9 protein-coding genes are annotated in these 20,742 nt (G+C 40.8%); all 9 read left to right on the top strand.

The genetic code is table 11. From position 1 onward, the window contains the following. Positions 1 to 349 precede the first annotated feature (349 nt). Positions 350 to 3,535, top strand: coding sequence for a SusC/RagA family TonB-linked outer membrane protein (locus EJN84_RS05940; RefSeq protein WP_129594551.1), 3,186 nt, complete (start codon positions 350 to 352; stop codon positions 3,533 to 3,535). Between the two features lie 20 nt (positions 3,536 to 3,555). Then, positions 3,556 to 5,223 carry a RagB/SusD family nutrient uptake outer membrane protein gene (locus EJN84_RS05935; protein WP_129594550.1) on the top strand — a complete coding sequence of 556 codons (1,668 nt, stop codon included), beginning with the start codon at positions 3,556 to 3,558 and terminating at the stop codon, positions 5,221 to 5,223. A gap of 23 nt (positions 5,224 to 5,246) precedes the next feature. Further along, positions 5,247 to 6,572 (top strand): glycan-binding surface protein, encoded by a 1,326-nt coding sequence (locus EJN84_RS05930; protein ID WP_129594549.1) that lies wholly within the window; start codon positions 5,247 to 5,249, stop codon positions 6,570 to 6,572. 19 nt (positions 6,573 to 6,591) lie between these two features. Continuing rightward, entirely contained in the window at positions 6,592 to 8,841 is a 2,250-nt protein-coding gene (locus EJN84_RS05925) for an endo-1,4-beta-xylanase (RefSeq protein WP_129594548.1), read from the top strand. Positions 8,842 to 8,886: 45 nt separating this feature from the next. Continuing rightward, positions 8,887 to 11,964, top strand: coding sequence for a SusC/RagA family TonB-linked outer membrane protein (locus tag EJN84_RS05920; RefSeq protein WP_129594547.1), 3,078 nt, complete (start codon positions 8,887 to 8,889; stop codon positions 11,962 to 11,964). A 12-nt stretch (positions 11,965 to 11,976) separates the two neighbouring features. Next, complete coding sequence (locus tag EJN84_RS05915) at positions 11,977 to 13,947, top strand: RagB/SusD family nutrient uptake outer membrane protein (RefSeq protein WP_129594546.1); 1,971 nt, start codon at positions 11,977 to 11,979, stop codon at positions 13,945 to 13,947. A gap of 195 nt (positions 13,948 to 14,142) precedes the next feature. Beyond that, complete coding sequence (locus tag EJN84_RS05910; protein WP_129594545.1) at positions 14,143 to 16,659, top strand: glycosyl hydrolase 115 family protein; 2,517 nt, start codon at positions 14,143 to 14,145, stop codon at positions 16,657 to 16,659. Between the two features lie 33 nt (positions 16,660 to 16,692). Then, positions 16,693 to 18,768 carry an alpha-glucuronidase gene (locus tag EJN84_RS05905; RefSeq protein WP_129594544.1) on the top strand — a complete coding sequence of 692 codons (2,076 nt, stop codon included), beginning with the start codon at positions 16,693 to 16,695 and terminating at the stop codon, positions 18,766 to 18,768. Positions 18,769 to 18,780: 12 nt separating this feature from the next. After that, entirely contained in the window at positions 18,781 to 20,736 is a 1,956-nt protein-coding gene (locus tag EJN84_RS05900) for a sialate O-acetylesterase (protein WP_129594543.1), read from the top strand. The last annotated feature ends 6 nt before the right edge of the window (positions 20,737 to 20,742 follow it).

Below are 20,742 nucleotides of genomic sequence, written 5' to 3'. Positions count from 1 at the left end.
TCGTAGAATACCAGAACACAGAAAACAAATTTTCAGCTTGTTGACAAGAATAACAAAGAAAAATCGGTGCATCGAATCTTCGAAGCCGGATGATATGCTAAACGCCAACAAATCACACCTATTTCACCGATTGAATGTATTATACAATATAGTGCTTTCTAATTGACCCTCAATCCGCAACTATTATACAACATTTTGTAACAAAATATTCAGTTGATGTAACATACAGAAAAATAAATGAAATATTTAAGCAAATGACATTATTCTGCTTCCTTTAAATTTGTTCGGTAATTTTCATTTACATATAATCAAAATAAATACTAAAACTTTTTTTTAATATATATTTGGTATGAAAGACATCAAAAAAGCATTAACAAAATTGGGGTTTTTGGTATTAGCACTAATTATCCCGGAGTATGTATTTTCTCAAAGTTTTGAGATTAGTGGAACGGTTACCGATGAAAACAACGAAACTTTAATAGGGGTAAACGTTATTGAAGTTGGAACTACTAATGGCACGGTAACGGATGTAAATGGAAGATACAACCTTGTTGTATCTCCAAACTCGTCAATTACATTTTCTTACATTGGTTTTAAAACAAAAACCGTTAAAATTGGCAACCAGAGAGTCATTAATGTGGTAATGGAATCCGATGTTTTGGGATTGGAAGAAGTCGTAGTGATTGGGTATGGACAGATGAGAAGAAGCGACTTGACAGGTTCTGTCGTATCGGTAGGCAGTGAAGCGATACAACAATCCATCTCAACCTCAATCGATCAAGTACTACAGGGTCGTGCAGCAGGAGTACAAGTACAGCAAAATTCAGGCATTCCGGGGTCAAGTTCGACCATTCGTATTCGAGGAGTCAATTCGTTGAATGCATCCAACGAGCCAATCTATGTTGTAGATGGAGTAATCATTGAAGGAGGATCATCGAGCGCATCGAATGTTAACACTAATCCCTTGGCTACAATCAATCCTGCAGACATTCTATCTGTCGATATTCTCAAAGATGCGTCGGCGACTGCTATCTACGGATCGCGGGGTTCGAATGGCGTTATTCTTATTACCACTAGAAAAGGACAAAAAGGAGAAGCCACTATTGGATATAACGGATATGTGGGCTGGCAACAAATTCCAACGAAAATTGATGTGTTGAATTTGCAAGAATATGCTACCCACAGAAATACGTTAGCCGAGTTGGGACTAATAAGTTATAACAATAATTATGTTCGTCCCGATTTATTGGGAAAAGGGACGGATTGGCAAGAGGAATTGTTCAATACAGCATTGATGCATAATCACAACCTTTATGTTTCGGGAGGAACAGAAAAAAACACATACAATTTGAGCGGAGGATTTGCCAATCAAGACGGAATAGCTGCGGGTTCAGGATTTGAAAGATGGAATTTAACGGGGACATTCGACTCGCAAGTAAAAAGTTATTTAAAAGCGGGAGTAACTTTTGCTTTTTCGAATACCTCTCAGAAATTAACCGTTTCGGATCAATCATTGGTTATCACCGCACTTAAAACGCCACCAGACGTTCCTGTACGTAATCCTGACGGATCGTTTGCTGCTTCGAATGAACAGTTTATGCCAACCAATCCTATGGCTATGGCCATGTTGATTGACAACAACAATAAGACCTACGATTTACGATCGAATACTTATTTGGAATTGACGCCGATAAAAAATTTGACCTTCCGTACCGAATATTCGTTCAATAATAATTTGTTCAATACCTATCGCTTTCAACCAACTTATTATTTATCGGAAACACAATTCAGGGACGATAACGAAGGGACCTATTCCAAGCAAAACAATTTGTTTTGGAGTTGGCGAAATATTTTGACCTACGATGCTATTTTTGGATTGCACAAAGTAAATGCCATGTATGGACATGAAATGCAAAAATCCTCGTGGGAATATCTAAATGGTTCGCGTACTGGATTTCCTACCAATGGAGCTACAGATCTTACTCTGGGTGATGCGACCACTGCTGCCAACAACGGATATACAGGTGCAAATGCACTTCTTTCGGATTTTGGGCGAGTTTTTTATTCTTACGCAGATAAATATATGTTGACGAGCACCCTACGTTACGATCGCTCTTCGAAGTTCGCTCCAAAACATCGCGACGGATGGTTCCCATCAGCAGCTTTGGCTTGGAGGGTCACAGAAGAAGATTTTATGAAAAACGCGACAGCAATCGACAATTTGAAGCTTCGCTTAGGTTGGGGGCTCGTAGGCAACCAAAACATTCCCGACAATTATGCATGGCTGGCTACATACGCCACATCAACTACCAATTGGGGTTCCGGATTAATCGCCGCCAATACACCCAATGAAGACTTGACATGGGAATCAACCAGCTCGAGTAATATCGGTGTAGATTTGAGTTTGTTTAAGGGCAGAATAGAATTTATAGCCGATGCTTACTACAAGAAAACAAACAACCTTTTGCTGCAAGCATCTCTACCCGCCTATGTAGGGACTTCCGGGCAAGGCTCAAGCAGTCGGCCATGGGTGAATTTGGGATCATTAGAAAATAAAGGATTCGAATTTACACTGAATACGGTAAACATCGATCGCAAACAATTTCAATGGCGCAGCAATGTTGTATTTACGTTGAACAGAAACAAAGTTTTATCCATTAATACACAAACCGGAGAAGATGTTCGCTCGATTGAAGACTCGAGTTGGGGAGCAACCGGTTATACGATCATCAACCGCACAGTTGTCGGACAGCCCATCGGGCAGTTTTATGGCTATCAGATAATTGGACGTTTCGAAAAAGCAACCGATTTTTATTATAAAGATGAAAATGGGAACGTAAAACCCATGCCGGTCATGAGTGGATTGACCATAGATGAGCAAAACGGACTGTGGATTGGGGATTATATCTATAAGGATCAAAACAAAGATGGCATTATTGATCAAAAAGACCGCACTTTCATAGGTAATCCCGAGCCAAAATTTACGTACGGCATTGGCAACACTTTCCTGATTGGGAATGTAGATCTTACCATTTTTCTGACTGGAGTTTACGGAAATGATGTAGTCAACTATGCACGACGATACATGGGAAATCCGCGTCGTAATATTTCAAACCTATTCAGTTATGCCGTGAATTATGCCAAAACGGATTTGATAGATCCCAACGGCCCCAATGATTACAGAAACGTGAAAATTGTAGGTGGCGACCGGAATATGTGTCGTTTGCCTTTATCCACAGCTACATCCGATTACGATTTTGCCTTCAGCGACCGTTTTATTGAAGATGGTTCATATCTACGAATTCAGAATATATCGTTAGGTTATACTTTCCCGAGAAAATTAATCAGCAGCACAGGCCTTTCGGATTTAAAAGTTTTTGCAAATATTCAGAATGCTTATACTTTCACGAAATACACCGGATACGATCCCGAAGTTGGAATCTCCTACAGTGGTGGTAATCAGTTAATGGGTGTAGACAACGGAAGATATCCGTCTCCAAGAATCTATACGATAGGACTCAATGTTTCTTTCTAAACTTTTTAAAACGATCTAATATGAAAACAAAAAATATAATATTTTCATTCGTCGTAACTTTAGCACTTTCACTTGCCGCGTGCAACGATTTTTTGGATATCAAGCCCAACAATCTGATAACGGGAAGCAGTTTGACGGCCGATAATTTACCTTCACTTACTGCTCCGCTTTATAACAGAGTTTGGTTCGATTTCAACGATAAATTTTATTTTGGATTGGGAGACGGAATGTCTTACAACTTATATGCCCCCTATTCCGATTATGTATATCCCTTTGCAGACTTGTCGGTAACCGGTTTGACAGGACCATTGGTAAGCGCATGGGCTTCACTATATGTCGTCATTCAACAATCTAACAAAGTTATCAAAAGTATTAATGAAAGTTCTGCCAGCCAGGAAGTAAAGAATCAATACATAGCCGAAGCAAGATTTATGCGTGGTACGGCATATTGGTATCTTGCTTCATTATGGGGAAACGTGATTATTACTGAAGATCCTTCGCCGTTGACAACCAACCCTATCGTAAATTCCAATACTCAAAAAGATGCCTTTGAATTTGCTATTCGCGATATGGAATTTGCTGCTAAATATTTACCCGAAACAGTAGGACAAGCTGGGCGGGTAAATCGTTACAGTGCTTTTGGAATGTTATCGCGCTTTTATTTGGCTTATTCAGGTTTTGTTGCTTCTAACTATGGTGAAAATCCAAATGTAGGAACAAGAGATGAAAATTATTTGAATCTGGCAAAACAAGCAGCTAAAAAAGTAATCGAAGAAAGTTCTTTTGCGTTGATGGATAATTATCCGGATTTGTTCAAAATCGAATATAACAACAATTCGGAGTCGATGTTCGCCTTTCAGTGGGTACCCGGACTCAATAGCAGTACCGGATACGGGGTTATTAACACACATCAGGCCTATTTTGCTTACAGTTCCGAAATCACCGGTGATGATGCTGCATGGGGCGACTGGACACGATGCCCGTATGACATGATCAAGGAATACGAAAAAAATGATACCATTCGCCGTAAAGCTACATGGATGGGTTATGGAGATCATTATCCCGAAATCAATAAGGCTAATGGAGGCATCACCTACAACCGAAATGTTTCCGGAAACAGCTCCACAACCCTGAATGTCAAAAAAGGCGTTACCGGCTCAAGCAAAGACAATCCTGCTATCGGGAGGATGAATTCTGCTTTAAATAATTACATGCTCCGGTTGGCAGAAGTTTATCTCAATTATGCCGAAGCTATTCTGGGTAATGCGACAAGCACTTCAGATGATACGGCATTGAAATATTTCAACGACGTTCGAAAACGCGCCGGTCTGCCGGCAAAAACAAGTATTACGTGGGAAGATATCCGTCACGAACGCCGGGTTGAATTTTGTATGGAAGGACGCTATTGGTATGATCTGTTAAGCCGTGCTTACTATCAACAACAGGAAGTAATCAACTACATCAAAAATCAAAATCGTGGAACCATAACTCCCTATTTGTTTAGTGCTCCCAATAACCTCAGTATAGATCCGGAAACTGATCCCGGAAACAGAGCGGTAGGTGAGGTTACTCCGGCTATATTTTTGCTTCCATATCCCGAATCTGAATTAATTCAAAATCCCAAACTTGCCGATCCTCCCGTTCCCTACACATTTACGGAGGATAGGATAACAGACTTGTTCGATTAATAACCATTAAAAAGTATATTCCGATGAAAAATAAAAGTTATAAAAATCTTATAAAGACATGTCTATTTTTAGGATTGATTGCGATTACCCTTTCGCTAAATTCATGCGAAGACAGCGATGATAAAGCAAATTCAATCCCTGTAAAGATAACTAAGGTTTATCTTGAAGATGCTCAATCTGCGGTACCTGACAGAGAAGTTACATTTGCGCGTTTAGGACAAACCATTCGTCTCGAAGGTTCTGGCTTTACCGGCGTAAAAAAAGTATATATCAATGGATACGATAATTATTTTAATCCTGTATTTGTAACTGATAATTCGATGTGGATCACGATATCTCAAGACGTGCCTACACTTGAAGCTCCGGAGGAAGTTCGCAATACCATTCGGATAGAAAAAAGCGCTACCAACTTTTTTGTTTACTCATTCGAAATTAGGGCTTCGGCGCCTGCAGTTACAGAAATTTCGCATACCATGCCAACTCCCGGTGACCAAATAATTATCTATGGTACAGGTTTACAGGGTATTACGAGTGTAACTTTCCCCGGTAATGTAGTAGTAACCGATGGAATCATTTCTGATAATGAAAAAGGGGAATATTGTATTGTTACAGTTCCTGAAGGTGTTTCCGGTGATGGTGGATCTCTTTTGGTTATTGGTGCAAATGGAGGAGCTTATTCTCCGGCATGTTTCAATTTCAAAAATGGAGTATTTCATGATTTTGACAACGTAAACAATTATTCGTGGGCATCGGGCATTGACGACGCCGGCACACCCCTCACTCAATTGATTCCGACTAATGGAGTCGGGCCCAAATCACAAGGTGGATATCAGTGTTTTAATAAAGATGGAAAATCAATCGCTGCAAATGCCGATATTCGTTACTGGACAAACAGCAGCAATTGGCCTTCGGCTCTCTTGTCCGTGATTCCGGCAAGCACCCCGACTTCCGATTGTGGCGTACAAATGGATATTTATGTTGAAGGTGAATGGAGTTCGGGGGTTATAAGAATGGTTATGGCCGATGGCTACGGAACAGATAGATACTGCATGATTTACCGACCATGGTATGTAAACGAAAAAATTATTCAGTTTGAAAATCCCGGCTGCTGGTTTACCATTACCTTGCCATTTAGCCTCAGCGAAGATTATAATGGAAAAACTTTTGGTGACGTTGTAACCTCTATGGCGAATGCCAGCTACAAGCAAGCAGGTCCGTGGTTCCATAATATTGGGGTGGCCGATGTGTTTGATCCGGTTGCCACGAATGTTAAAATCTACTTTGATAATCTACGTGTGGTTCCTCTGAATACGCCAACATACAGTGATTTTCCCGATGAAGAAGATTAACCATTAAATGATTGAAATTATGAAATCAATAATAAAAAAAATAAATTACATTTTGCTGCAACTCGTCCTTCTGTTCGCCATGATCGGTAATTTGGTTTCGTGCTACGACGATAAAATGGAATGGGGACGCGATCCATATTACGGAGAAGTATCTATGTCCGAATTGCCTTTGCCATTGCAAGAGAAAATTTCACGATATGATGTTTTGAAATCTTACACCGATATGATTCTGGGAATTGGAATTGATTTAGATTTATATATGGAAAATGAAACTTATCGGAATATTGTCAATCAGAATTTTGATGAAATTACGGTAGGATATCACATGAAACACGGAGCAATGGTTAATTCCAACGGTCAATTGAATTTTACAAAAGTTGATGGCTTAATCGATAAATTGAAAGAAGCAAATCTAAGTGTTTTTGGTCATACGCTCGTATGGCACCAAAATCAGAATGCCAGTTATCTCAACAGTTTAATTGCTCCGCAAATCATTCCTTCTCCGGGCGAAAGTCAGTTGGATGTTAGTGCTTTGTTAGATGGTTCGTTCACGGGATGGAACAGAAATAATTCTGCAGGAATAACCGTTGTTCAAGGAACAGGATTGAACAACGGACCGGCTGTTCGCTTTGAAACCACCACAGCCGGAAATGAATGGGATACGCAATTGACAAGTCCTGAAATCCCGGCAGTGGTAGGACATGCCTACGAAATTTCTTTTTGGATTCGCTCTGAAGCACCCGGGCAGGGAAGAATGTCGTTTGAGGGTATGATAAACAATTACCCATGGGTAAATGGTGGTGCGCTTTTTAATACATCCGCTTCTTGGACGCAGATTACTTATAAAGAAGTGTGGAGCGATTCGGAAAATAAAAATGTTCCATTTACGGCTGTAGCCAATGCCATAAAAATTGCTTTCGACATGGGAAAGGTGCCGGGGGTTTATTATGTCGATATCAACTCCATCAGCGTGATTGATTTGGATGCTGCTCCTGCGGAAGTTAATTATGTTAATAATGGCGGTTTTGAAACAGGCGATTTAACCGGATGGTCGGCATCAAACTCCGGTGCCGGAATTGAAATTTCGAATTCAGAAAAATTTTCAGGTTCTTATTCAGTCAAATTGACTTCAAGCTCCACTTCTAAAAATGCTTGGGACTTGCAGCTAGAAAGTGATCAGATCACTCTTGATCCTTCCAAAACGTATACTTTTTCATTTTATGTGAAATCGGATGTGGCTGGAAAGGGTCGCGTTTCATTTCCGGGTGGAGTTGATGGGAATCAATATCCTTGGATGAACTGGACAGGAAGCGGAGCTAGTGAAGCTTTTACAACTGTTGCCGGAGTATGGACTCTGATTTCTGTGGAATTAAGCAACACTTCAAATGTGAAATTAAGTTTCGATATGGGTTATTTGCCGGATGTTACTTATTATATCGACGAAATTAAAATTGTTGAAAAAACACTTACTCGAAGCTCGATCACATTTCGTTCCGGTCCCATCATTGTTGATAAAACCGATGAAGAAAAAGCACAAATTATTGGCGAAGCAATGGAAAACTGGATTTCGCAAATGGTTGATCATTATAAAAATGACGTTCATGCTTGGGATGTTGTTAATGAATCCATGAACGATGCCGGTCAACTTCGCAGTGGAAAGAATGTAACTGAACCGGCAGCAGATGAATTTTATTGGCAGGACTATTTGGGCAAGGACTATGCTGTAACGGCATTCAAATTGGCTCGACAATATGGCAAACCTACCGACAAATTATTTATTAACGATTATGGTTTGGAAAATTCTTTGGCCAAATGTGACGGATTGATTGATTATGTAACCTATATCGAAAGCAAAGGAGCACAAGTTGACGGAATTGGCACGCAGATGCATCTCTCACTCTCTTCCGATACAACAAAAATTGCCCAAATGTTCCAGAAGCTGGCAGCTACCGGCAAATTAATCAAAATCTCAGAAATGGATATTCGCATTGGCACCGCTTCGCCAACTCCCGAACAGTATGCACAGCAAGCTGCCTTATATCGGTATGTGATAGAAGCGTATAAAAAATTTATTCCTGAACCACAATGGTATGGAATAACAGTTTGGTGCGTTTCGGATCATCCCGATGAACATGTCAATTGGTTGCCCAACGATGCACCCTGCCTCTGGGATAAGGATTACCAAAGAAAACATGCTTACAAAGGCTTCGCCGATGGTTTGGCAGGAAGAGATGTAAGTGCCGATTTTACAGGCGAACTGCAGTATTAATGTGTTGAAAATTAATGTGTATTATTTTATTCAAATTAGAGAAAAATGAAAAACAAAAATGTGTCGATTAAAGTAAAAGGATGGTTATTCGCAATACTGTGGATAATATCCTTAAGTGTGTTTGCTCAAAACATCACGGTAAGTGGGACGGTAACCGATGAAAACAACGAGCCGGTTATCGGTGCAACCGTAATTGTATCGGGTGACCCTACACATGGAACTGTCACAGACATAGACGGGAAATACATTCTACCGAATGTCCCTGCCGACGGATCGCTCGAATTCAGATTTGTAGGAATGAAAAACCTTGTAGTTCCTGTCAATGGTAAAACCACCTTGAATGTTGTCATGGAGTCGGATGTGCAGGCATTAGAAGAATTAGTGGTAATAGGCTATGGAACGCAGCGAAAAGAAGCCGTGACCGGTTCGGTAGCTTCTGTAAGAGGAGATGTTCTTCAAGAAATGCCTTCTTCCAATATTACTCAGGCCTTGCAAGGACGAATACCCGGCGTGGAAATGGCTCAAACTTCTTCTAAACCCGGAGCAGCTATGCAAATTCGTATTCGTGGGACTCGTTCGTTGAATGCAAGCAACGATCCTTTGGTTGTTTTGGATGGAATACCATTCGCTGGATCAATCGGTGATATTAATCCAAACGATATTAAGAGTATCGATATCTTAAAAGATGCCTCTGCAACGGCGATTTACGGTTCACGTGGAGCCAATGGCGTAATTTTAGTTACAACAAATAAAGGAACCGTAGGACAAAAAGCTCGAATATCATACAATGGATATTATGGGGCCAAAGATATTTTTGCCAAATACCCTATGATGGACGGTCCCGAATTTGTGGCTTTACGTAAAGCAGCAGGAAAATTTCAGAATGCAAAAGACGAATCGGACGATGTCAATACCGATTGGCAAGATCTTTTTTATAAAACAGGCATGGTAACCGATCATAATTTGGCAATTTTAGGCGGAACTAAACAAGGGAACTATAATTTTAGCGCAGATTACTACCAGGAAGAGGCCGTAATTCCGGGACAAAACTATAATCGAATTACATTGCGCGGGGCACTCGAACAGGGAATAGGAAATTATTTACGCTTCGGCATTACCACCAACAACAATTATTCTGTAAACAATGGAAGCAGCTTGGGGCTGTATGGTGTTTTAAGTCTTTCTCCAATAGCCAATCCTTATAATGAAGATGGCACGTGGAAAAGAACAGTCATGATGCCTTTGGATGAACAATGGGTTTATTCGAGAGAAATTATCGAAAATTTAGGTGATAAGTGGAAAGACCAGAGCAAAGCATTTGGCTCATATAACACATTGTATGGTGAAGCAAAGATTCCGGGTGTTGAAGGGTTAAAGTATCGCATCAATATCGGTTTGAATTATAGAAACACGAATGGAGGCAGCTATACAGGCCAAGGAGTATTCAGCTCGGTACCTACCACTCCATCTACAGCTTCAATCAGCAATTCGTTAACTACCAGTTGGGTCGTAGAAAACTTATTGACTTACGACCACACGTTTGCCGAAAAACATCAGTTAAACATAATGGGAATGTATTCGGCTGAAGAAACTAGTTACAACAGTTCTAATATTTCTGCAAAAGATATTCCTGCGGATCATTTCCAATTTTATAATTTGGGTACAGCTCAAGGTGAAATTACGATTAATCCAAACAACCAGAACTATTATCAAAGCGGATTAAAGTCGTGGATGGGGCGAATTATGTATAATTATGATAATCGTTATATGTTAACCGCCGTTTTGCGTTCTGATGGGTCTTCCCGATTAGCTCCGGGACATCAATGGCATACTTATCCGGCAATCTCGCTTGGATGGAACATTAAAAACGAATCGTTTATGGAAAATATTTCTTCCATAAATATGCTGAAACTGCGTGCCGGTTATGGACAGACTTCCAACCAAGCAGTTAATCCGTATGCAACACTGGGATTATTGAGCACAAGACCTTACAATTTTGGGGACACCTATTCCACAGGATACTACGTTTCAGAGCTCCCAAATCCAAATTTAGGCTGGGAATATTCTGAAACATGGAATTATGGAGTGGATTTCACTTTACTTAATAATCGGCTTTCAGGTTCGTTGGAATATTATGTAACCAATACAAAAGATATTCTGTTAGGGGTGAATTTGCCTAATACCTCCGGTGTCGGCAGCTATATGGCGAATATAGGCGAATCTCAAAACAAAGGCTGGGAACTGTCTCTTAATGGGACCATATTGGAAAATGTGAATGGATGGACATGGGAAGCCGGAGTAAACTTCTATGGCAATAAAAACAAATTGGTTGCCCTGGCATCCGGACAAACACGTGATGAAGCTAACTGGTGGTTTGTCGGCTATCCGATTAATTGTATTTATGATTACGAAAAGATCGGCCTTTGGAATAAAACCGATGAGGATTATCAATATCTTTCAATACTCGAACCAGGTGGAAATGAAGGTATGATAAAAGTAAAATACACAGGCGATTATGATGATAACGGAAAACCCGTTAGACAAATTGGGCCGGATGACCGACAGATTATGGGTGTTGATCCCGATTTTCAGGGCGGTTTTAATACGCGCGTTGCTTATAAAGGATTCGACCTGAACGTAGTGGGGGCTTTTAAAAGTGGAGGAATCCTTATCAGTACCCTCTATTCGTCGGCAGGATATTTGAATATGATGACAGGCCGTAGAGGAAATGTGCAGGTAGATTATTGGACACCCGAAAACACCGATGCCAAATATCCTAATCCGGCCGGTGTGTTATCAGGTGATAATCCAAAATACGGCACTACACTGGGTTATTTTGATGCTTCTTATTTAAAGATACGTAATATTTCTTTGGGATACAATTTCATGCAAGATTGGGTAAAAAAAGCCGGCATCAATCAATTAAGGGTTTATTGCAGCGTTCAAAATCCATTTGTATTTTTCTCGCCCTACCATAGTGAGTCCGGCATGGATCCTGAAACCAATTCCTATGGTGATGAAAATGTTGCGGTTACAGATACATATCGATCACGTCTGTTAACGATAGGAACGAATACTCCTTCTACTCGTAATTACTTGATTGGAATTAATTTATCATTCTAAAACATGAAAATAATGAAAAAAATAGATTTTAAATTCATAATAGGAACAATCCTAATAGCCTTGACTGCATGTTCCGATATCTTAGAAGAACAACCTCGCAGTATTTACGAACCCGGCTTTTTCAAAAGTGAAAAAGGAGTAATGGGGGGAATAACATCCTTATATGGCCATCTCCGATATATCTATGGTCAAGCCTATTATTATAATACTTGTCTCACGGGTACGGACGAGGCAACCTACGCGCAGAGTGCTGATGCTAATTTTAAAGATATGGATCTTTCAGGAGTAGGTTCTATTACTGCAAGCAGTAGCCGTGCCGATGTGTTGTGGGGAGCTGCTTTCTCTAATATCAATACGGCTAATGGAATTATCGAAAATGCTACTGCCGTTGGAACTATTTCCGATGCCCTGATAGCAGAAGCGAAATTTTTCAGAGCTTTCGATTACTTTATGCTGGTTCAGACTTTTGGCGGTGTTCCTTTGGATTTGGGCAGTGGCATATTAAAATTTAATACTACACCTTCACGAACCTCTGTACGCAATACCGTGCCGGAAGTTTATACCCAAGCAATATTCCCTGATTTAATAACAGCCGTTAACGATCTGCCGGATAATCCGAGAGTCACCGGAGGAGTTACAAAGACTGTAGCAAGACTTTATTTGGCAAAAGCTTATTTAACTTATGCATGGTGGTTGGAAAATCCAAATAATATTCCAACTTATCCTGCTTGTGATCGCGTTGATCCGGATGGACACAATGCCCAATGGTATTTTCAACAGGCTTATGACATTGCCGCAACGGCTATCGAAAATCCCGGTCCTTATGGTTTGCAATCTACTTATTATGATGTAAACCTTGCACAGAATGATCGGAACAACGAAATACTGCTTTATGCCGATCATACAGAGAAAAGTGAATATTACAATGGCGGTAGCCTTACATATGGTAGTGGAGGCGCGCCGGATAATTTTGCCGGATGGATGATGACATGGAATTATACCGTAATTACCAGCGCCACCTTACCCGACTGGTCTAAAACCATCAATTCCGTTCAACGTGAAGCGGTTCAGGCATTGGGCCGTCCATGGACAAGAATGTGCCCTACTATTAACGTGATTACACAAACTTTTGCCGACAAAACCAATGATTCACGATACGATGGAACTTTTACAACAGTTTATCGGGGAAACTGGAACAAAAATCCAAACAATGCCAACATACCATTTGTATATAACGGGAACAATATCACGGTAAATCCAGGCGGAGCTATATTGACTTTTCTAAACGAAGAACCTCAGACCGACATAGACTACAGTAACTCAACCTATAAAAGTAATATTGGAGCCGGGGTTTTACCCGGTAGAGCAGATTATGTAATTTCTCCCAGAGGTATCAGCCGAATTGTTTACCCGGGTTTATGGAAACTGGGCCCCTATCGTACCGACAATGCAGGAGGATTAGGTCAGCCAAACGCAGGGAGTACTCGTCCGTTTAATATTGCCAAGTTTTCCGAATTCTTCTTTATTGCAGCCGAAGCCGCTGTAAAAGGAGCAACAACCAGAACTATTGCCGGATCTTATGCCAATAATGGTACGGCTCGCGGCTTGATCAATGTGATTCGTGCACGTGCAGGTAAATGGCGCTGGGACAACAATGGAAATATGGCAAAAGTTCAGGATAATAGTGCCGCTATGATAGCTGCAACCCCGGCCACAATTGATATTAATTACATTTTAGCGGAACGTTCCCGCGAATATTATGGCGAAGGTTACCGGTGGTATGATTTGATACGCACACAGAAATGGGAAGAACTGGCTTCTAGTTATGAAATTTGTGGGAGCAACTACGGAGATCACACACCTCAAACTTATACTCGAACGATTGAGAAGTATCATTACCTGAGGCCTATACCTCAAGGGCAATTGGATGCAATGGAAATGACGCCGGAGGAGAAAGAGGCTTATCAAAATCCGGGATATTGATGATAAAGATTATGAAATTCTAATCGAAGAGATTGGTTGTTCTTATAGTTAGCAACCAATCTCTTAATCTATTATAATTAATGAGTGCTATTAATGAAGTTAAAAATCGAATAAATTGGATTTTCGGTGATAAACAATGTTTTTATAGAATTAATGCGAAAACATTTTTGAAAAGTTTTTATAAAGCTGAATAAAATGAAAAGAAAATTAATTTATTTTGGATTTTTAGTGATAATCGCTTTGAGTGGGAAAGCCCAAAATGCACCGGACTTGGTGTGTTTTTTAGGGGGAGATGATGTTTTTGCTTTGACGACTAAAAACGAAGCAACATTTTCTATTTTGTCGGATTCTGCCGATTTTGTGGCAATACAACTTGCCTTAGCGAATTTGCAGAACGATTTTTTGGCAGTTGCCGGTAAAAAGCCGGCCTTAACGTACAATACAAAAACAAAATCTGTTAAACTCATTGTGGGTACGATTGGCAAGAGCAAATTCATCGACCAACTTGCCAACAAAAATATTATAAATAAAACCGATTTATTGGGCAAACATGAAAAATTCATCATTCAAACCGTAAAGCATCCCTTTGAAGGAATAGACGAAGCATTGGTTATTGCCGGCAGCGACAAACGAGGAACGGTTTATGGAATTTACGAACTTTCCCGACAAATAGGCGTTTCGCCTTGGTATTACTGGGCAGATGTTCCTGTTCGGAAATCCGAAAATATTTATATCAAACGTGAGGTTTATACTGCCGGCGAACCTGCCGTTGCCTATCGCGGTATTTTTCTTAATGACGAAGAACCTGCTTTGGGTGGTTGGACAAGAGCTACGTTTGGTGGTTTTAATCACAATTTTTATGAAAAGGTTTTTGAACTCATTCTTCGTTTGAAAGGAAATTTTCTTTGGCCTGCCATGTGGGGAAAGGCTTTTTATGACGATGATCCTCAAAATGCGGTGCTTGCCGACGAGATGGGGGTTGTGATCGGCACTTCTCACCACGAACCGATGGCGCGTGCTCATGTGGAATGGAGTAGATACGGAAAAGGAGAATGGAATTATCAGACGAATAAAAAAGTTCTGAAACGATTCTGGACAGAAGGTTTTAAACGAGCTTACGGAACAGAATGCCTGATTACTGTCGGTATGCGTGGCGATGGCGATGAACCGATGAGCGAAGAAAGTAATATAAAATTGCTCGAAAAAATCATTTCCGATCAACGCAGCATTATTTCCAAAATATCCGGGAAGGATGCTGCCAAAACGCCCCAAGTTTGGGCACTATACAAGGAAGTTCAGGACTATTACGACAAGGGGATGCGCGTTCCGGATGATGTAACCTTGCTGCTCTGCGACGACAATTGGGGAAATGTAAGAAAGTTGCCGTTACCGGATGCTCCGAAGCGAAAAGGCGGTTATGGAATGTATTATCATTTCGATTATGTAGGCGGGCCGAGAAATTATAAATGGATCAATGTCAGTCAAGTACAACGTATTTGGGAACAAATGAGTCTCACCTATCGGCACGGAGTCGATAAACTCTGGATAGTTAACGTCGGCGATTTGAAACCGATGGAATATCCGATTTCGTTCTTTCTGGATATGGCATGGAATCCCAACCAATTTACTGCCAATAATTTGCGGGAACATACCGAAAAATGGTGTACTGAGCAGTTTGGAGAAAAATATGCCAAAGAATCGGCTCGGCTGATTGATACTTACACAAAATACAATCACCGCATTACGCCGGAGTTGTTGAACGATACGATTTACAGTCTGGAAAATTACAATGAGTTTCAGCAGGTAACTTCGGAGTATGTGAAATTGGCTTTGGATGCATTCAGACTTTACCAACAAATTCCTGACGAAACAAAAGATGCTTTTGACGAACTGGTTTTGTTTCCCATCAATGCTTGCAGCAATTTATACGAAATGTATTTTGCCGTTGCCAAAAACAAACAATTAGCCAAACAAAATAATCCCGAAGCGAATATTTGGGCTGATGAAGTAAAGAAATGTTTCGAACGCGATTCGCTGCTTACCCTGCATTACAACACTGAAGTTGCAGGTGGAAAATGGAAGCACATGATGGACCAAATTCGTATCGGATATACCTATTGGCAGGAGCCAAAGCAGCGTGTAATGCCTGAAGTAAAATATGTAACACCTTCAGCCGACGAAAAAAACAAAAAATTTGTTGAAAGTGCCGGTTATATTTCCATTGAAGCCGAACATTTCAATCGTGCGAAAGGAAACGAGCGAATAGAATGGAAAGTGATTCCGAATTTGGGAAAAACATTATCGGGTGTAACTACTTTTCCGCAAAACGAATATCCAACACCGGAAGACAGCATTTATCTGGAATATGACGTCATTACCCGGTCAACAGGAAATTTTCCGATACACGTATTGGTTTCGCCAACGCTTAATTTCAACAACAACAAAGGATTAAGATATGGCATTTCGGTTGATAATCAGGAAGAAAAGATTGTAAACATGAATGGAAAATACGATACAAAACTCCTGGAAAAATGGCAGGCACAACGCATCAATGAAACTATTACGACGCACATGTTTCAGTCAGCCGGAAAGCATACCATCCGATTTAGAGTATTGGAACCGGGAATCGTATTGCAAAAAATAATCATTGATACAGGTAATTTGAAAAAGAGTTATCTCGGTGCTCCTGAAAGCAAACGAATGGTGGATTGAAATATTTTCATGGTAAATTTCAAATTAAAACAAATGAGTAGAAAAATCATAACTATTTTTTCATTTTTTGTGCTGTTATCTTTTAACCTTCAGGCAGAAGACGGGCACGATTTGTGGTTGCGGGGAAAAGGAACGAATTCCGTGAATGTGATTTGCTCCAAAAAATCACCAACGCTCAGCATTGCAATGCAGGAATTGCAACAAGGCTGGCAGAGAAATGCAAATGAAAAAATAGAACTTGTCGTTAAATCCGATAAGGCAATTAAGGGTGATGGCTTTAGAATCGGCAAAAACAGAATTCAAGCCAATACAGACATTGGGATTCTTTACGGAGTTTACGAATTAATGCGCCGGCAGCAAACAGGAGAGAACATTCACGAAGAAGTTTGCAATCCTTCTTACGAAAGGCGAATACTCAATCATTGGGACAATCTCGACGGAACCATTGAACGCGGTTATGCCGGTAGTTCGATATTTTGGAGAAAAGGCAAAGATTCATTAACAGTTACATATACGGATAAGCAGTTATGGCAGGAATATGCCCGTGCCAATGCGTCAATAGGAATAAATGGGTCGGTACTCAACAATGTAAATGCTTCGCCTTCGATATTGACAGCCGATTATTTGAAAAAGACAAAAGAAATTGCCGATGTTCTGCGACCATATGGCATTAGAACCTATTTGTCGGTGAATTTTGCTTCACCCCAAGTGATAGGAGGTTTAAAAACTTCTGATCCGCTGAATTCGGAAGTTGCCCAATGGTGGAAAAATAAAGTAAAAGAAATTTACAGTCTGATTCCCGATTTTGGGGGATTTTTGGTAAAGGCCAACAGCGAAGGACAACCGGGCCCGCAGGATTTTGGCCGCACACATGCGGACGGAGCAAACATGCTTGCAGATGCACTTTCCCCATTTGGTGGAATGGTAATGTGGCGTGCATTTATATATAATCCTTCCGATGAAGACAGAGCGAAACAAGCTTATTCGGAATTTATGCCGATGGATGGTCAGTTTCGCGATAATGTGATTATTCAGGTGAAAAACGGACCAATCGATTTTCAGCCGCGAGAACCTTTCAGTCCACTTTTCGGAGCAATGAAAAAAACTTCTGTCATGCCCGAACTTCAAATCACGCAGGAATATCTGGGACAATCGGTTCATCTGGTATACTTGGCGACAATGTGGGAGGAATTTCTAAAAAGTGACACCTATCAGGAAGGCAAAGGCAGTACAGTGGCTCGTTGTACCGATGGCAGTATTTTCCCGCAAAAGCATACAGCAATCGCCGGAGTTTCGAATATCGGTTCAGACGTCAACTGGTGCGGTCATCCTTTTGCACAATCCAACTGGTATGCTTTCGGAAGATTGGCATGGAATAATTCCTTATCGAGTGAACAAATTGCCGACGAATGGATTAAGTTGACTTTTGCTGATTATTCCGGCAAAATCGATACTCAAAATTCCATTTTTTCCGCCGATTGGCAGGTCAATTTTTTGCAGCCTGTCAAGCAAATGATGTTGAACAGTCGTGAAGCTGCCGTCAATTATATGATGCCGTTAGGGTTACACCACCTTTTTGCTGCTGATCACCATTACGGACCCGGTCCGTGGTGGGCACCCACAGGCGTCAGAAAAGATTGGACGTCGCCCTATTATCATAAAGCCGATTCGATTGGAATTGGGTTTGACCGAACTGCAACCGGCAGCAATGCCGTGAGTCAGTACCAAGAACCACTTCAGTCGATGTTTTCCAATTCACAAACCTGTCCCGATATTTATTTGCTGTGGGTTCACCATTTGCCTTGGAATTTTATAATGAAAGATGGACAAACACTTTGGGACGAATTATGCTATCATTACGATAAAGGAGTCCGGCAGGTTCGAGATTTTCAGAAAACGTGGGATCAAGTGCAACGGTATGTGGACGCAGAAAGATTTTCGCAAGTTCAAATTAAACTTCGAGAACAATGTATGAACGCACAAGTGTGGAAAGATGCCTGTTTGCTCTATTTCCGGCAGTTCAGCAAAATGCCTTTTCCAAACGATATGGAACGCCCGGTGAATAATTTGGAAGATTTGATAAAAAAGGATGAGCAAAGCAGAAAATAAAATAGAAAGAGCATGAAAATAAAACTTTTTACAGCTAAGAAATTTTGGTTGAGCATTTCAATTTTATTGTTTACGCTGCCGAATTTTGCCCAACTTCGTTTACCTAAACTGGTGAGCGACGGAATGATTTTGCAGCGGGATGTAAAGCTCAACATTTGGGGATGGGCAAAAAGTAACGAAGCGATTACGATTGATTTTAAGGGAAAAACATATCACACGGTAGCCAATGCTGCAGGCGAATGGAAAATCATATTGCCGGAGCAAAAAGCCGGCGGACCTTTTGAAATGCAGGTGAAAAGTGGAAAGGAAAAAATTACGCTTCACGATATTTTGATTGGTGACGTTTGGTTTGCGTCAGGACAATCGAACATGGAACTGCCGATGCGGCGCGTAGCTCCGATTTATGAGAATGAAATCAAAACGTCGGAATGTACTTTTATACGCCAATTTTTTGTTCCGCAACGATACAATTTCAAGCAGCCGGAAAACGATTTGCCGAATGGGAAATGGATATCGGCCGATCCCGAAACAGTGCTCGATTTTTCGGCCGTAGCTTATTTTTTTGCCAGAAATATTTACGAAAAATATAAAATACCTGTCGCCATTATCAATGCGAGTTTGGGTGGATCGCCCATTCAGTCGTGGATGAGCGAAGAGGCTTTAAAGGAATTTCCTTCCTATTTTCAGGAAGCCCAACGATTCAAAAACGACGATCTCATTCGTGAAATCGAACAAAAAGACAATGAACGAATAAACGGATGGTATAGCGATTTGAGAAAACACGACGAAGGATTTCAAAAAGATTTGCCGTGGTTTGTGCCCAATATCGATATTTCTGATTGGTTGACCATGAATATTCCGGGTTATTGGTCGAATAAATATCCCGAAATTCAAAATGGTTCGGTTTGGTTTCGCAAAAAAGTGGAAATTCCTTCTCGTTTGGCCGGGAAACCGGCAAAACTGATTTTGGGAAGAATTGTTGATGCCGATTCGGTTTATTTAAACGGAAAATTTGTAGGAACAACAAGTTATCAATATCCACCACGTCGATATGAAGTTCCGGCAAATTTACTGAGAGAAGGTGAAAACGAAATCGTGGTAAGGGTTATCAGCAACATGGGGAAAGGTGGATTCGTTCCCGATAAACTGTATGCCTTAATTATCGACAAAGATACGATTGATTTAAGCGGCGAATGGAAAATGAAGCAGGGAGCCAAAATGCCGCCTCTTGCCGGACAAACTTTCGTGCGTTGGAAACCGGTAGGGTTGTATAATGCTATGGTTGCACCGGTAACAAATTACCGTATCAAAGGTTTTCTTTGGTATCAAGGAGAAGCAAATGCCGACAAACCCTTGGAATATCGTCTGTTGCTTCCGAAACTCATTGAAAACTGGAGAAGTGAATGGAATCAGGGAGAGTTACCTTTCCTGTTTGTGCAATTACCCAATTACGGACCGCCTGTTAGTGAACCGTCAGAAAGCAACTGGGCTGTTCTGCGTGAATCGCAGCTGATGACGTTGAAGAAAGTGCCAAAAACAGGGATGGCAGTCGCTATTGATTTGGGCGAGTGGAACGACATTCACCCGTTGAGAAAAAAGGACGTTGGCGACAGATTAGCACTTCCGGCTCAAAAAATTGCTTATGGCGAAAAAAACTTAGTAAGTTCAGGTCCTCTATACAAATCGATGGAAGTGAAAGGCAATGTGATTTGGATTGATTTCACGGAAATCGGTAGCGGATTAATAGCTAAAGGAAATTTACCCCTCAAAGAATTTGCTATTGCCGGGGCCAACAAAAAATTCGTTTGGGCAAATGCCGAAATTGTGGGGAACAGCGTGAAAGTTTGGAGCGACAAAATTGAAAAACCGGTGGCAGTGAGATATGCATGGGCAGATAATCCTGCAAATGCCAATCTTTACAACAAGGAAAATTTGCCCGCTTCACCTTTCAGAACAGATAATTGGTAAATCAAA

Origin of the sequence: Seramator thermalis, assembly GCF_004138125.1 — a bacterium.
GTDB classification, from domain to species: Bacteria; Bacteroidota; Bacteroidia; order Bacteroidales; family Dysgonomonadaceae; genus Seramator; species Seramator thermalis.
The sequence above is the reverse complement of the archived record's forward strand: the minus strand, read 5'-3'. Positions and strand labels throughout refer to the sequence as shown.

Bases quoted from the DNA above. Each gene is read 5' to 3' on its own strand.
- EJN84_RS05940 (WP_129594551.1), top strand. From the start codon at position 350: ATGAAAGACATCAAAAAAGCATTAACAAAATTGGGGTTTTTGGTATTA.
- EJN84_RS05935 (WP_129594550.1), top strand. From the start codon at position 3,556: ATGAAAACAAAAAATATAATATTTTCATTCGTCGTAACTTTAGCACTT.
- EJN84_RS05930 (WP_129594549.1), top strand. From the start codon at position 5,247: ATGAAAAATAAAAGTTATAAAAATCTTATAAAGACATGTCTATTTTTA.
- EJN84_RS05925 (WP_129594548.1), top strand. From the start codon at position 6,592: ATGAAATCAATAATAAAAAAAATAAATTACATTTTGCTGCAACTCGTC.
- EJN84_RS05920 (WP_129594547.1), top strand. From the start codon at position 8,887: ATGAAAAACAAAAATGTGTCGATTAAAGTAAAAGGATGGTTATTCGCA.
- EJN84_RS05915 (WP_129594546.1), top strand. From the start codon at position 11,977: ATGAAAAAAATAGATTTTAAATTCATAATAGGAACAATCCTAATAGCC.
- EJN84_RS05910 (WP_129594545.1), top strand. From the start codon at position 14,143: ATGAAAAGAAAATTAATTTATTTTGGATTTTTAGTGATAATCGCTTTG.
- EJN84_RS05905 (WP_129594544.1), top strand. From the start codon at position 16,693: ATGAGTAGAAAAATCATAACTATTTTTTCATTTTTTGTGCTGTTATCT.
- EJN84_RS05900 (WP_129594543.1), top strand. From the start codon at position 18,781: ATGAAAATAAAACTTTTTACAGCTAAGAAATTTTGGTTGAGCATTTCA.